This is a genomic window from Pollutimonas thiosulfatoxidans (genome assembly GCF_004022565.1).
GTDB lineage: Bacteria > Pseudomonadota > Gammaproteobacteria > Burkholderiales > Burkholderiaceae_B > Pusillimonas_D > Pusillimonas_D thiosulfatoxidans.
The window spans coordinates 2104921-2118551 of record NZ_CP022987.1; the positions used below are offsets into that span (position 1 = coordinate 2104921).

Sequence of the window (13631 nt, forward strand, 5' to 3'; positions counted from 1 at the left end):
CTGGCTCACATCGGCTGGACATTGGGGCGAGCCAGGCGCTCGCCGATCAGGGCGACCATCATCAGGAATACCAACGAGGTCAGGAAATAGCCGAGGCTGGCATCGGTCGATTGGTAGGCCTCGAAGTAAGCCGAACGCAGCAGCTGCATGCCATGCGCGAACGGCGACCAGAGCATCCAGGGGCGTAAGTGTTCAGGCAACTGTTCCGATACGAAAAAGACGGCCGCGAAGATCTGCAGGAACCGTTCAATAATCGGCGCGAGCCGAAGAAAGAAGGGCCAGAAGGTCGCGATCGACCCGAACAGCACCCCCATCGCCGCAGCGCAACACCCCATCAGAACGACGAAAAGAATGGAGCCGGGCCAGCTTATCGGCAACGTTACGAAGCCTAGCGCGTGGCCAGCGCTGATCAATACCGCAAACACCACCAGATATACCGATACATAGATAAGCGACTGCGCCAGGGCGCACATCAACGGCGTGACGCCCTGGAAGTTCAGCAGGCCGCGGGCCGAGACATAGGCCGTGCTGCTGCGGAAGACGATCTGCCTGAACATAATCCAGGTCGTCGCTCCCAACAGCGCGAATGTCTGCACATCCATGCCCAGGATGAAATGCATGCCCATCAGGATATACAGCGAGGAAATCAAGGTCAGCAGCACCACCGGGCCGACCAGCGCCCACACCAGTGCAATGCGGCTCTCGCCATGCATTACGTGCAACTGGTAGATGAACATCGCCATCAGCGTGCGCCCGACAGGCTGGAACCTGCCCGCCATGTCCGGCGGGTGCCCTTCGTGCAAGCCGCGCAGGCGGTCCCGCAGGATCGCCAGGTCGTCCTCTTCGTCCCGGGCCACCTCGATTTCCAGCGCAATGTCGTTGCGAGACGCATGGCGCCGCGCTTCCCGCGCCTCGTCCTGCTTGCGCCGCTCCGCGCGCCGCGCATGCGCCGCTGCAAGGCGCTCGTCCTCGGCCACCAGCTTGGCCGGCAAGTAGCCCGGCGCGAATACCGCCACGTCCGCGCGGATGTCCTGCTCCAGGAGACGCACGATGACGCGCAAGCGCCGTCGTGAAAAATCGGCCAGGTTCTCGTCGACAGCGCTGCGTGCAATCTCCGCCTCAAGCTCCGCCTGCACCGCCTCGTACACCGCCCGCCGGGCCGCCACGGAATCGTGCGGCTCTCCCTGCAAGCGGGCGAGCAGGGGCTTGAGCAGCACGCCCGGCGTGGCCTTGGCCTCGAATAGCGTGGCCGGATCCAGCCGCCATGCCGCGACGCCGGATCCTACCGTGTAGTTACCGGCTTGACGGCGCGATCGCCAGCCTTTGATCCGATCCTCGTTGCTCATCGGCAGGCTATTGGCTCAGGACGGACGAACTGGCTCCCGAATCGCTGTCGATGGCCTTCGTGGCGCTGAAACCGGCGCTCATCGTGAAGCGGAAGGCCGACAGGACCTTCTGCACCTGCGTGAACGGTGCGTCCGAAATGTAGATCGCCTGGCCTTCGCGCACCGTGAATTCGCGCGCCAGCGCCACCTGCTCCGGACGGGTGAGGTCAAACTGGTAGACCACGGGCAGCAGGTCAGGCTTGCCTTCCGCCCCGGCCTTCGCGGGCGTGAACAGGAACACCGAACGCGGATCCGCCAGCTTATCGTCCAGGCCCCTGGAATCGGCCAGCGCATCCAGCACGGTGTAATTGCGCTTGCTGATGGCCACGCGCCCTTGAGTGCCGGCAGCGCCCAGCACAGTCAGGAACTGCTTGGAGTCATAGACAGTAATGACATCGCCCGACCTCAAAAGGATGTCGTTGTTCTGGTTGCGGTAAATATCCGACAAGCGCACCGACGCCACCTGCTTGTCGCGGCGCAGGCTGATGATCAATTGCTCGGGGTTCTCCTGCACCGGCGCCGCCTGCGCCAACGCGCTGCTCAGGTACTGGGAGGTCTGCGTGATGGGATACATACCAGGCTTGGTCAGGTTGCCCTGCACCGTCACCATCTGCCCGCGCGTAGCAGCACGCGTCACGCTGACGTCGGCGCCGACCACCAACTTGCTCAGACGCGCCACCACGGCGTCATGCAGCTGTCCCAGAGTCAGGCCCTCGGCGCGGAATTTGCCGAGGATGGGGAACGAGACATGGCCGGAACGATCGACTTCCTGGTTGCCCAGGTCGCTCGCCCCGGCCGGATCCGCCCCGAACACACCCAGGCCACCGCGCTCCCACACCTTTACGTTGATGCCGTCGCCGGGCACCAGGCTGTCGAAGCCCGCTTGCGTAAGGTCGCGGTAGCGCTCGGGAAAATCGGCCACCTCGGGCACTCGGCTGTCTTGTGCGAGTTCGCGCGTCACGGGCATCACGATGACGTCCTTGTCATCGTGCGCCGCCGTCATTTCACTAAGCATGGGACCGGACCGCGGAAGCTGGCAACCCGCGAGGGTCAGTGCGGCAAGCAGCAGCATCGCCAGGGTCGAATGGCGCCGAGAATTCAGGGCCGGGACTTTTATTTGCATAAGATCCTTCAGCTTCAGCAACTTGAAAAAAAGCAATCGCCAATCACGCTTGCAACAGGCCCACGGGTGCAAGATCGATGCGATCATCGTTCCCGGATACAGCAGGCAGACACAGACTCAAGAACTTGGTGATCATTGCTTCCAGTGAAAACAGCGTCTGCGCCCTGCGGCGGCTATGCACCTTCAGGTCCTCGTTGCTGCACCCCTTGTCCACCATCGACGTGACCTTCTCGCACGCCTCGTGCAGATCCGGATGATCGACGTCGCTGAGCAGATGGCCAGTCTCGTTCTCCACGAAGCACTCGCCCGCGCCGCCAGCTGGCGTGGAGATCACCGGAACGCCCAGCAACTGAGCCTCGATCAGCACGTTCGGCAAGCCTTCGTAGCGCGACAGCAGCACGCTGGCGTCCATCTGCGAATACCAATACCCGACATGGTTCGACAAGCCGACCAGCAATAGCCGGTCTGTCACATTCAGCTCGTGCGCCAGCGCCTCGATGTTCTCGCGCAGGCGTCCATCGCCCACGATGACAAAACGCGCCTGCGGACGCTCTTTCAGGTACAGCGCGGCCAGCTTGATCCACAGCTGCGGCCGCTTGTCCGGTTCAAGCCGGAATACGCCCCCTATCGTTTCCGTGGCGTCGTCCGTGCTGGCGTGGAAGGCTTTCCACTTTTCCTTGTCGGCGACCGACGCGTCGGTCGCCAGGTCAGGCACACCGTTGTACAGGATGTGAAAGCGCATGATGGGAATGTCCAGCCAATCCGAGTACGCCTCTGCGGCCTTGCGGCTGTTGCTGACGAAGACCACCCCCGGTACCTGGGCCAGGGCCTGGTACAGCTCGGGATATTCGGCGCGGAAGCGATCCTTCCGGATATTCGGCGGCAAGCCGCGGAACACCAGGTGGATGGTCGGAGCGCCCGCCAGCAACGCCGCCAGCGCGCCGAACAGGCAGGTGCCGTCCTGCCACAAGCTCACCACATCGAACGGGTTGGCCCGCAGCACCGGGGCCAGGCGTGTCACGCCATAATGGACGGGCGGTGGCAAGTGCTCCAGAAGACGAGCCAGGTTTCCTTCCGGAACGGTCTGGTGAGCCACTGAGACGGCCGGCAAGCGGTTGATCTCCGTGACCGGAATCTGCGCCTTGACCAGGACGGGAAGGAAAAAATTGTCCTGTTTCTTGGGCGTACCGGTCGGTTCGGTGTGCTGCTTGACCAGCACTTCAACCTTCCTGGGCCGCATGAAGATGTCGGTAGGCTGCTGGTCGGAAGACTCGGCCATGCGGGTCAGTTCGCCGGCCAGGCGCGTCAGTTGCCGTTCGGCGCCGCCGGGACCCAGGCTGCCGGTAACCAGCGCCACGGAGACGGACTTGTCCGGCGCATGTTCGGCGATTTTCCTGTCGCGAAAGTGCAGGATCGCATGCTTCATCGACAAGATCCGGACGTCTTTTCCCGCCAGTGCATCTTCGGATTCGAAGCGCTGGTAGAACGCGTAGTCGCGTGCCAGCCCCTGGGCCAGTTCGGCCGCCTTGCTGCCCGGCGCCAAATGTTTGGCGACCGGCGCTATCACCTCGAACGCGTCAGCCAACAGGCCACGCTTGCGCAGGCGCTTGGCAAACTCGGCACGCATATTTCGATCCGTAGATTGCCAGATCAACCGGCGGAACAACGCGTCGGACTGTTCGTGCGCCCGGATGTCGCTCAACAGTTTTGCGCGCGCGAACATGCGCTCGGTATCGTTTGACTCGGGCAGATGGTGATCGACCAGCGACATGGCCTCTTCGAGGCGACGCTCCTTCACCAGGCGCATGGCGCAATAGCGGACGATCTTCAGATCGTCCGGGCAATCTTGCAGCAAGGCCGCCCATTGATCGGCCATGCCCTCGTTCAGGCCTGCCGATTCTTGTAACCGAAGTAGCAGGAAGCGGACCTTCGAGTCGTCCGGGAAATTTCCGGCCAGCACCTTCGCCCGAAGCAGATTTTCCTGTGCAGCTTGTACACGCCCCGACGCTGTAACGATTTCCTCCAGCTGGGCTTGAACTTGTTGAAGATCGGATCTGGTGTCCACTGGCTCGGTACTCAGTGGTGGGCTCATGCCGCCTTCCTCCGGCTGAGCTTCTCGATCCATGCCTGGCAGCGTTCTATGTAATTGTCGAACTGCGCCGGATTCTCGGAATGTTCCTGGAGTTTTTTCCAATACGCCAGGGCCTGCTCGAAGCGGTGCAGCCGCATGGCGCCCACTGCGGCCAGACGCAGGCCGATGGGGTCATCGGGCACGAGGTTCACGATGCGCTCGCCCAGGGCCAGGCGCTCGGACGTGCTTGACGACTCCAGCGCGCGCGCTTCGGCGTACAGATAGGCCAGAATGCGCCGCTTTTCGTGACTCACTTCCGGCATTTCGGGCCACGACTGCGCCACGCGATCCAGCACGTTCCAGGCTGCCTGATGGTCCCCTTGGGACAGAATCTGGCGCGCGCCTCGGATAGCTCGCGGGCCCAGCCTGCCGAGCTGGCGTTCCGCCTCGTCTCTTGCATTCTGGTCTGCGGACGAATGGGCCAGCACGTCTTGGTACGCATCGATGGCTTCACCGAACCAGCCACCTTTGAAGGCAACCCGCGCGAAGTACAGCTTGGCGCTGAATGGCGCAGATTCGCCGGCCGCCGCCTGCTCCAGGTGTCGCATGGCGGTTTCCTGGTCCCCCAGCGCATCCGCAGCGCGGCCGCGCATGGCGTGCAGTTCGGGAAAGTCCACATTGGTGTCGATGGCCAGGTTGGTCAGGTCCATCACTTCCTTGTGATTACCCGCCACCAGCGCGGCGCGAACGCCCAGGCGCATTGCGCGCTCAAACGCGCGCTGCGCCCGCGCACCCGCCAGCGCGTCGGGATTAAGCAGACGGTGCGCGCAGATGCGCTCGGCCGCGTCCCGCAGGCGCCCTTCCTCCAGCGCCCGATTACCTTCCTCGGCCCAGGTTGAAGACTGCGTCTGCAGCCATGCGCCGATTTCTTCGTGTTCGCTCCTGGCCAAGCCGCAAGACGCGGCAAGCGTTGCCCCGGCCATGATGCAACCTCGCCACGAGGCTTCCTTGACCAGCTCCAGGATCTCGACATCCCCCAACGCGGGATGCTCCGAGGCCAGGCCCCGTAGCGCGTCGCGGTCACCAGCCAGCAGCCGATCACGCCATAGCACCGCGAAGCCGCGGCCATAACCGGGAAGCGCCGCGCGGACCTCACGGACCCAGCGGATAGCCGCTACCATATCGCCGGCAGCCTGCAGCATCGCAAGCACCGTGTCGGCCGCTTCCTCCGCCATCGCGTCCTGTGGCGCTGAGATGCGGAACAACTGCTTCCAGTTGCCCATGCTCTCGTCCACGTAGCCCAGATGGCCGGCGGATACCGCCGCGATCCGGACGATTTCCGGTGTCTCGATTTCGTCGCCCAGCAGGCTGGTCGCCAGCGCGTACGCCCGGTCATGACAGCCCAGCTTGAACTGGTTTCGCATCAGGATGTGTTCGGCCTGGGTGCCCGATGCCCGGTCGCCATCCATGCCGGCCAGCAGCGCCAGCGAACCCTCGTAATCGCCCAGTTCTTCCTGAATTCGTGAGAGCAGCAGCACGTGATCGGGCAGCTGGGGGTAGCGGCGAAGCACGTCGCGCACGCGGCACGAGGCATTACGCAGATCGCCGGCATCCCAGAGCCGTTCGATGTGCTCGGCGCTCTCGTCGGCGGAAAGCTTTGGCACCGCAGGCTGCGGGGTGGACACGCCCATTCGCGGACGCATGAAGTTCTTGTACCACTCCGAGTACAGGCGCTCGGAAAAAGCCGGGGTGTAGTGCGTCAGATCCAGCCCGCCGTCCTCCATCGCGTCGGCCTGCCCGAGCTTGTTCATCAGCGGCGTCGGATCGTAGCAAGGCACGCCGATACGCTGGGCGGCGGCGGTAACGGCAGCGATCAGTTGTGCCCGCTGTTCAATCGTCACATTGTCCGGCGTGGTGGCATTGACGTGTGTGACAAACACTAGCTTGTCCCCATCCAGCAGCTCGGCCAGCTGGCGCATTTGCTGCTCGATCTCCTCGTCCGTCTGATCGCGCTTGACGATGCGGGCGAGCAAGTCACGGTCATCCGTGCTGAGGCTATTGAATGCCGCATCCTGGTCCAGCACGGCGCGGCGCTCGGCAAGCGATTCGACGTTGGCCATGGACCAGAACTGACGGGTACGCGCCCGATCAGCGAAAAACTCGCTGAAATAGCGGACTAAATAGTTGGATTGGATGGGAAGGCCGTCGATGGTCAAGAGCTTGCGCGAAGACAGCTCGACCATATACAGGTCGGCCGGCTTGTGCGTGCCGCGACGAGCCTGCGCGCCATTAGAAGGCCGAAAGATCAGGCGCTGGACGTCTTCTGGAATATCGGCTTTGCCGAGCATGAATCGCGCCTGCTGAAGCGCTTCGGCAACCGTGTGCACGAAACCGTAGTTTCGGCCGAGTTGCAGCTTGATCGGGTAACGCCCCAGTGCATCGCGCAGCGGCGTATGGATGCGGCAGGTCCCTATCGGAGCGATGGTAAAAACAGTCATTCAGGGTCTCTCCTGTGGTGATGGATAAGAGGCGTCAGCCTAGAGAGTCCAGCACGAGAGCAGACACAAAAAAAATGCCACCCGTCGGCGAGTAAATCGACATCAAGTCGAGATACGCATGCCGCATACGGGCGGACAGATAGGTAGATCTCTCGGTAGCGGGCCAAGGCATGCTAGATGGGTCGCACAGCGAAGTTATTTCTAAAAATTTTTATTGCTGTGGAAATGAATCGGGGTAACTACCAATACACTGGGGAGCTCCCTCAAACCATTACAACTATGACAAGCATGGCAACATAAACATTTGGCCGATCGCTAATAGACGTTAAAGGTGCTAGGGCGCAGTCTTTAGCTGTATCTCTACACTTTGGTAGTAGGCTGCGAGGTCAGCCATGTCGTCGTCGCTCAGGCCGGCCGCCATGAGGTTCATCACCTCGTGCTCGCGCGCCTTGGACTTGAAATCCTTCAGCGCTTTCACCAGATACATTTCGTTCTGGCCGGCGAGATTGGGTGCGTCGGGCGCTGTTGCCATGCCCTGGGCGCCGTGGCACACGGCACACTGCATGGACTTGGCCCGACCAGCCTCGATATCCGCACTCCAGGACGGCACGGCCAGGCCGGCCAGCCCCAGAGCAAGGAAAACCGAGGCTGGGCTGATGCTACTTCCCTTCATACGCTACGCGATAAATGGCGCCCACCATGTCATCCGAGATCAGCATGGAGCCGTCAGGCAGAAACGCGACGTCGACGGGGCGACCGAGGTACTCGTTCTTGTCGCTTAACCAGCCGTCCGCAAAGATCTCCGTCTCGCCCGCCGTGCCATCTTCTTTCAAGCTCGTGAACAGGACGCGCGCGCCGATAGGTGTGGTTCTGTTCCAGGACCCGTGCTGAGCGGTAAACAAGCCATTGCGATACTTCTCGGGAAACATCTCCCCCTTGGCGAAGTGGATCCCGAGGTCAGCCGCGTGAGCGTCCGTCTCGACCTGGGGAAACACCACATCGGCGGGCGGCTCGACATCCTTGAACTCCACCGTGCGTATGTTGCCGCCTCCGTAATAGGGGAAGCCGAAATGCTGGCCGAGTTGCGGCGCGCGGTTCAGCTCTCCCGGTGGAATGTCGTCTCCCATGCCATCTACCTGGTTGTCCGAGAACCACAGCACCTTGTCCTTGGGATTGAAATCCATCCCAACCGAATTGCGAACGCCATACGCGAAGACCTCGCGGTTCTTGCCGTCGGCGTCCATCCGTATGATGCCCATCATGCCGGTCTTGTCGTAAAGCTCGAGTTTTTCCTTGGGCGGCACGTTGTATGGGTTGCCCAGGGTGACATACAGCTTGTTGTCCGGACCGATGCGGCAGGTGCGAGCACCGTGGTTGAAGCTTTCATCGTCCACCGGTATGAGTTCACCCTGTGGAACGACAATGCCTGCGGCGACGTCCGGCCCCTCATAGAAGAACTCGGCTGCCGGAAACACAAGCACGCGATTGTGCTCGACACTGTACAAGAAGCCGTCCTGGGAGAAACACAATCCGTTCGGCACTTTGAAGCTTACGGACGGCGCGAAGCGCTTCACGTCGTCTGCTACGCGGCTCTTGGTCCGGTCTGTTACCGACCAGATCTTGTTTTTTCGGGTGCCGACAAACACGACGCCTGTCGAGGGCCCGACCGCCATGTGGCGCGCGTCTGGCACAATGGCATAGAGGCTGATGGTGAACCCCTCTGGGACCTTGACGTTCGTGAGTATGCGCTTGATTGCCTCGGCACGATCGCCTGTTTGCGGGATGGACTCAATATCCAGTGAGGCGCCCGTCGTGCCCATATTCATGAGCTTTTCAATGTTGTCCGGGACCTGACCCTGACCCTGCGCGATCACACCGCTAGATAACGCGGTAAGCGCAAGTCCGACTACAACTGCTGATACACCTCTTTTAGTGCGTTGCATTGTCGTCTCCTTGATGGACTTACTGTCCCCCGCAACTGCGGAAGGCGTTTTTGATTCTACGCAGAACCGGATGAAAATCGACAGCAGCGGCGCTTGCACTTGTAACAATCCATGCCCGCCCCCTTGAAGATTCCAACTTCGTCCTTATAATTAGCACTCGAAGGGGCTGAGTGCTAACAGGCCGCCCCCCGCCTTTTTTTCTTAATCATTATTTATTGAACAGGAGTTCCTTCATGGCACTGCGTCCTTTGAATGATCGTGTGATCATCAAACGTCTGGACAACGAGCGCACTACCGCCTCGGGTATCGTCATCCCTGAAAGCGCCGCTGAAAAGCCCGACCAGGGTGAAGTTGTGGCCGTTGGCCCCGGCAAGCGCTCCGATGACGGCAAAGTGCAACCTGTCGACCTGAAAGTAGGCGACAAGGTTCTCTTCGGCAAATATGCCGGCCAAACCGTCAAGGTTGATGGCGACGAACTACTCGTCATCCGCGAGGAAGAAATCCTCGCCGTGATCCAGTAATCAGACCCGAATCTACATAAGGAATTCTACAATGGCTGCAAAACAAGTTTTATTCGGCGATGACGCACGCGTTCGCATCGTACGTGGCGTAAACATTCTCGCCAATGCTGTCAAGACAACCTTGGGCCCCAAGGGTCGCAACGTTGTGCTCGACCGCTCTTTCGGCGCACCTACCGTCACTAAAGATGGTGTATCGGTTGCCAAAGAAATCGAACTCAAAGACAAGTTCGAAAACATCGGCGCTCAGTTGGTCAAGGAAGTGGCTTCCAAGACTTCCGACAACGCTGGCGACGGCACCACCACGGCTACCGTGCTGGCCCAGTCCATCGTTGAAGAAGGCCTGAAGTACGTTGCCGCCGGCATCAACCCCATGGACCTGAAGCGCGGTATCGACAAAGCGGTTGCCGTGGCTGTGGAAGAGCTCAAGAAGCTGTCCAAGCCTTGCACTACCAGCAAGGAAATCGCCCAGGTTGGTTCCATCTCGGCCAACGCCGACTCCTCCATTGGCGAGATCATTGCCAATGCCATGGACAAGGTTGGCAAGGAAGGCGTGATTACCGTTGAAGACGGCAAGTCGCTGGATAACGAACTTGATGTCGTCGAAGGCATGCAATTCGACCGCGGCTACCTGTCGCCCTACTTCATCAACAACCCGGACAAGCAAGTTTCCGTGCTGGAAGATCCGTATGTCCTGATTTTCGACAAGAAAATCAGCAACATCCGCGACCTGCTGCCCATCCTGGAGCAAGTTGCCAAGTCCAGCCGTCCTCTGCTGATCGTTGCCGAAGACGTCGAAGGCGAAGCACTGGCCACCCTGGTTGTGAACAACATCCGCGGCATCCTGAAGACCACCGCAGTCAAGGCTCCTGGCTTTGGCGACCGTCGCAAAGCCATGCTGGAAGACATCGCCATCCTGACGGGCGGCGTGGTGATCTCCGAAGAAACCGGCATGTCGCTTGAGAAAGCCACCGTCGAAGACCTCGGCCAGGCCAAGCGCATTGAAGTTGCCAAAGAAAACACCATCATCATCGATGGCGCTGGTGACGGCAAGTCGATCGAAGCACGCGTCAAGCAAATCCGCGTCCAGATCGAAGAAGCCACTTCCGATTACGATCGCGAAAAACTGCAAGAGCGCGTTGCCAAATTGGCAGGCGGCGTTGCTGTGATTCGTGTTGGCGCTGCCACCGAAATCGAAATGAAGGAAAAGAAAGCCCGCGTCGAAGATGCTCTGCATGCTACGCGCGCCGCAGTCGAAGAAGGCATTGTTCCTGGAGGCGGTGTTGCACTGATCCGCGCCAAGGCTGCCATCGCACAACTGAAGGGCGACAACGTCGACCAGGAAGCCGGCATCAAGCTGATCCTGCGCGCTGTTGAAGCACCGCTGCGCACCATCGTTGAAAACGCCGGCGACGAAGCCAGCGTTGTGGTCAACAATGTAGCTAACGGCACCGGCAACTACGGCTACAACGCCGCTACCGGCGAGTACGGCGACCTGGTTGAACAAGGCGTGCTGGATCCCACCAAGGTTACCCGCACTGCCTTGCAAAACGCAGCGTCGGTTGCCAGCCTGTTGCTGACGACGGAAGCCGCAGTGGCTGAAATCCCAGAAGACAAGTCTGCTCCTGCCATGCCAGACATGGGTGGAATGGGCGGTATGGGTGGTATGGGCGGCTTCTAATTGCGCCTTGCTTAGCCGTAACCCGGGCGTCCGCGCCCGGGCTTGCATCGAAAGCCTCCGATTTATTCGGAGGCTTTTTTGCGTTGGCGGTCTGCACCTATAATGCATCGGTTGCGCCGCCCGGCGCGGCCTTTACCGGTACATCGATGACCACTTCGCATTCGCCCTTTAAAAGCAAGGGCGGCCTTGCCCGCCTGTTCAAAGCCCTGCGCTATTCCGCTCAAGGCCTTGCCGCCGCCTTCCGGCATGAAGCGGCGTTTCGACAAGAGCTGCTGTTGGCCGTGGTGATGACACCGATGGCATTCTGGCTTGGCCGCAACCCGATCGAAACCATGATGTTGCTTGGCACGCTGGTTCTACTGCTGATCGTAGAGCTGCTTAACTCGGCAATGGAGGCATTGGCGGATGCCATCACGCTAGAGCCTCACCCATTGGTAGGCCGGGCCAAAGACCTGGGCAGCGCAGCCGTCATGTTGACCATACTGCTGGGCGCAGCGGTCTGGGTGTGCGTGGCGCTACGCCTATAATCTGGCGTACTTTATCCATATCGTAAGCACCACATGACCTTCATTGAAAAGCTGGCCAAGGCCTGGGCAACGTCCGGTTCGATGCTGACAGTGGGCCTGGATCCCGACCCTCAACGCTTTCCCGCCGAATTGCAGGGCCACCCCGACGCCATCTTCGAGTTCTGCCGCGCCATCGTCGACGTAACCGCCCAGTACGCCTGCGCCATCAAGCCGCAGATCGCTTACTTCTCGGCCGAGCGCGCGGAAGACCAGTTGGAGGCTCTGTGTGACTACGTACGTGAACACCACCCGGACCTGCCCATTATTCTGGACGCCAAGCGCGGCGACATCGGATCGACAGCGCAGCAGTATGCGCGCGAAGCCTTCGAGCGCTATCAGGCTGACGCCGTCACGGTCAATCCCTACATGGGCTCCGACTCGATAACGCCCTACCTCGAATGGGATGACAAGGGCGTCATCATCCTGTGCCGCACATCCAATCCTGGCGGCTCCGACCTGCAGTTCATAGAGTCTGCCGACGGCACGCCGCTGTATCTGCGCGTGGCAGCGCTGGCTGCGGATCGCTGGAATGGCAACGGCCAATGCGCCTTGGTAGTAGGCGCGACGTTTCCGGAGGAAATCGCCAAGGTGCGCGCGCGGGTGGCGGACATGCCGCTGCTGATACCCGGTATCGGCGCACAAGGCGGCGACATCCCCTCCACAGTGAAGGCCGGACTGGACAGCCAAGGGACAGGCATGATGATCAACTCGTCGCGGGCGATTTTATACGCCAGCACGGGCGACGACTGGCGTGTGGCGGCAGCCCTGGCAGCGCGCCAGACGCGTGACGCCATCAACGCTGTTCGATAAGGCTTATTGCGGTCATCAGCGCATAGTCGACCGCGGCCGCGCGTATCTGAGCTCGCTCGCCCTCGAATATTCTGGTCATGGCTCGGGTTACGACGCCGTCGGCCGTGCGCTGTGCAAAGCCGAAACACACCATGCCCACGGGTTTGCCAGGCGTGCCGCCGCCGGGGCCGGCCACACCAGTCGTCGAGATGGCCACGTTGGCCGGCATAGCGGCGGTCAACACCCCGGCCGCCATCTCCATGGCGGTTTCTTCGCTGACGGCGCCAAAGCGTTCCAGCGTGTCGGCGTTGACCAGCAGGTGTTGGACCTTGGCCTCATTGCTATACGTAACGAAGCCGCGATCGAACCACTGGCTGGACCCGGGCGTGTCCGTCATGGCAGCCGCCAGCAGTCCGCCCGTGCATGATTCGGCGCAGGCGAACATCCAGCCGCGTGTAAGCAGCAATTGACCAAGCTGATGCGCCTGGGGCCACGCTTGCCTGTCCATCATGGAAACACCTCGAGTCTGACCAGAACGGCCAGCAACAGCAAGCTATATGCCGCCGCCACAATGTCGTCCCACATGACGCCAAAACCGTTCTTGAAATGCTTGTCGAAGAAACTGATGGGTGGCGGCTTTGCAATGTCGAAAAAACGGAACACGACAAACGCCACAAGCTGGGCGATCCAGGTGTCGGGCGTCAGCCACAGCACCAGCCAGAACGCAACAACTTCATCCCACACCATGCCGCCATCATCGGCCTTGCCCATTTCGCGGCCCACCCGATGACAGGTCCAGCAGCCTAACGCAAAGGCCAGCACCAACACCGCGGCGATGGCCGGGTCGGGCAGGCGCGACACCCCAACTACCCATAGCAGCCAGCCCAGCAGCGTGCCCCAGGTGCCAGGCGCCGGCCGTATCAGCCCGCTACCAAACCCAAACGAGATCACGCGCGGCAAGGAGCCAAACACCCAGGCGGCGGTCGGCTTGAAGGCGTGAGGAGTGTCGGAAAGAGGATCGGTGACTGGCATGATTCAGTGCTCTGCTGTGGCAGCG

At 61.0% G+C, this 13631-nt stretch carries 12 protein-coding genes; 4 read left to right on the forward strand and 8 right to left on the reverse strand.

Features of this window, described 5'->3' with window-relative positions:
* Nucleotides 1-5 precede the first annotated feature (5 nt).
* From CKA81_RS10105 to CKA81_RS10130, 6 genes are all read right to left on the reverse strand, one after another.
* Nucleotides 6-1346 (reverse strand): ABC transporter permease, encoded by a 1341-nt coding sequence (locus tag CKA81_RS10105; protein WP_128355146.1) that lies wholly within the window; start codon nucleotides 1344-1346, stop codon nucleotides 6-8.
* A gap of 7 nt (nucleotides 1347-1353) precedes the next feature.
* On the reverse strand, nucleotides 1354-2508 hold the full coding sequence (locus CKA81_RS10110) for a polysaccharide biosynthesis/export family protein (RefSeq protein ID WP_128355147.1): 1155 nt from the start codon (nucleotides 2506-2508) through the stop codon (nucleotides 1354-1356).
* 43 nt (nucleotides 2509-2551) lie between these two features.
* Nucleotides 2552-4600, reverse strand: a complete 2049-nt coding sequence (locus CKA81_RS10115; RefSeq protein ID WP_128355148.1) for a glycosyltransferase — start codon at nucleotides 4598-4600, stop codon at nucleotides 2552-2554.
* Complete coding sequence (locus CKA81_RS10120; RefSeq protein ID WP_128355149.1) at nucleotides 4597-7077, reverse strand: hypothetical protein; 2481 nt, start codon at nucleotides 7075-7077, stop codon at nucleotides 4597-4599. The genes CKA81_RS10115 and CKA81_RS10120 overlap by 4 nt, the downstream gene beginning before the upstream one ends.
* 334 nt (nucleotides 7078-7411) lie before the next feature.
* Nucleotides 7412-7750 (reverse strand): c-type cytochrome, encoded by a 339-nt coding sequence (locus tag CKA81_RS10125; protein ID WP_128355150.1) that lies wholly within the window; start codon nucleotides 7748-7750, stop codon nucleotides 7412-7414.
* The gene (locus tag CKA81_RS10130) at nucleotides 7737-9020 is read right to left on the reverse strand and encodes a PQQ-dependent sugar dehydrogenase (protein WP_128355151.1); all 1284 of its coding nucleotides are present in this window, start codon (nucleotides 9018-9020) and stop codon (nucleotides 7737-7739) included. The genes CKA81_RS10125 and CKA81_RS10130 overlap by 14 nt, the downstream gene beginning before the upstream one ends.
* Before the next feature lie 233 nt (nucleotides 9021-9253).
* Here CKA81_RS10130 and CKA81_RS10135 point away from each other — a divergent pair, with 233 nt between their 5' ends.
* From CKA81_RS10135 to pyrF, 4 genes are all read left to right on the forward strand, one after another.
* A complete protein-coding gene (locus tag CKA81_RS10135) occupies nucleotides 9254-9541 on the forward strand; it encodes a co-chaperone GroES (protein ID WP_128355152.1) in 288 nt (95 codons plus the stop codon).
* A gap of 31 nt (nucleotides 9542-9572) precedes the next feature.
* Nucleotides 9573-11219 (forward strand): chaperonin GroEL, encoded by a 1647-nt coding sequence (gene groL, locus CKA81_RS10140; RefSeq protein ID WP_128355153.1) that lies wholly within the window; start codon nucleotides 9573-9575, stop codon nucleotides 11217-11219.
* Nucleotides 11220-11365: 146 nt separating this feature from the next.
* Nucleotides 11366-11746, forward strand: a complete 381-nt coding sequence (locus tag CKA81_RS10145) for a diacylglycerol kinase (RefSeq protein ID WP_128355154.1) — start codon at nucleotides 11366-11368, stop codon at nucleotides 11744-11746.
* Nucleotides 11747-11779: 33 nt separating this feature from the next.
* The gene (gene pyrF / locus CKA81_RS10150; RefSeq protein ID WP_128355155.1) at nucleotides 11780-12595 is read left to right on the forward strand and encodes an orotidine-5'-phosphate decarboxylase; all 816 of its coding nucleotides are present in this window, start codon (nucleotides 11780-11782) and stop codon (nucleotides 12593-12595) included.
* Here the strand turns inward: pyrF and CKA81_RS10155 are convergent.
* Nucleotides 12579-13085: a CinA family protein gene (locus tag CKA81_RS10155; protein WP_128355156.1), complete on the reverse strand. Its 507-nt coding sequence runs from the start codon at nucleotides 13083-13085 to the stop codon at nucleotides 12579-12581. The two genes, pyrF and CKA81_RS10155, sit on opposite strands and share 17 nt — an antisense overlap.
* Complete coding sequence (locus CKA81_RS10160; protein ID WP_128355157.1) at nucleotides 13082-13606, reverse strand: phosphatidylglycerophosphatase A family protein; 525 nt, start codon at nucleotides 13604-13606, stop codon at nucleotides 13082-13084. Before CKA81_RS10160 ends, CKA81_RS10155 begins: the two co-directional genes overlap by 4 nt.
* Nucleotides 13607-13631: the final 25 nt, after the last annotated feature.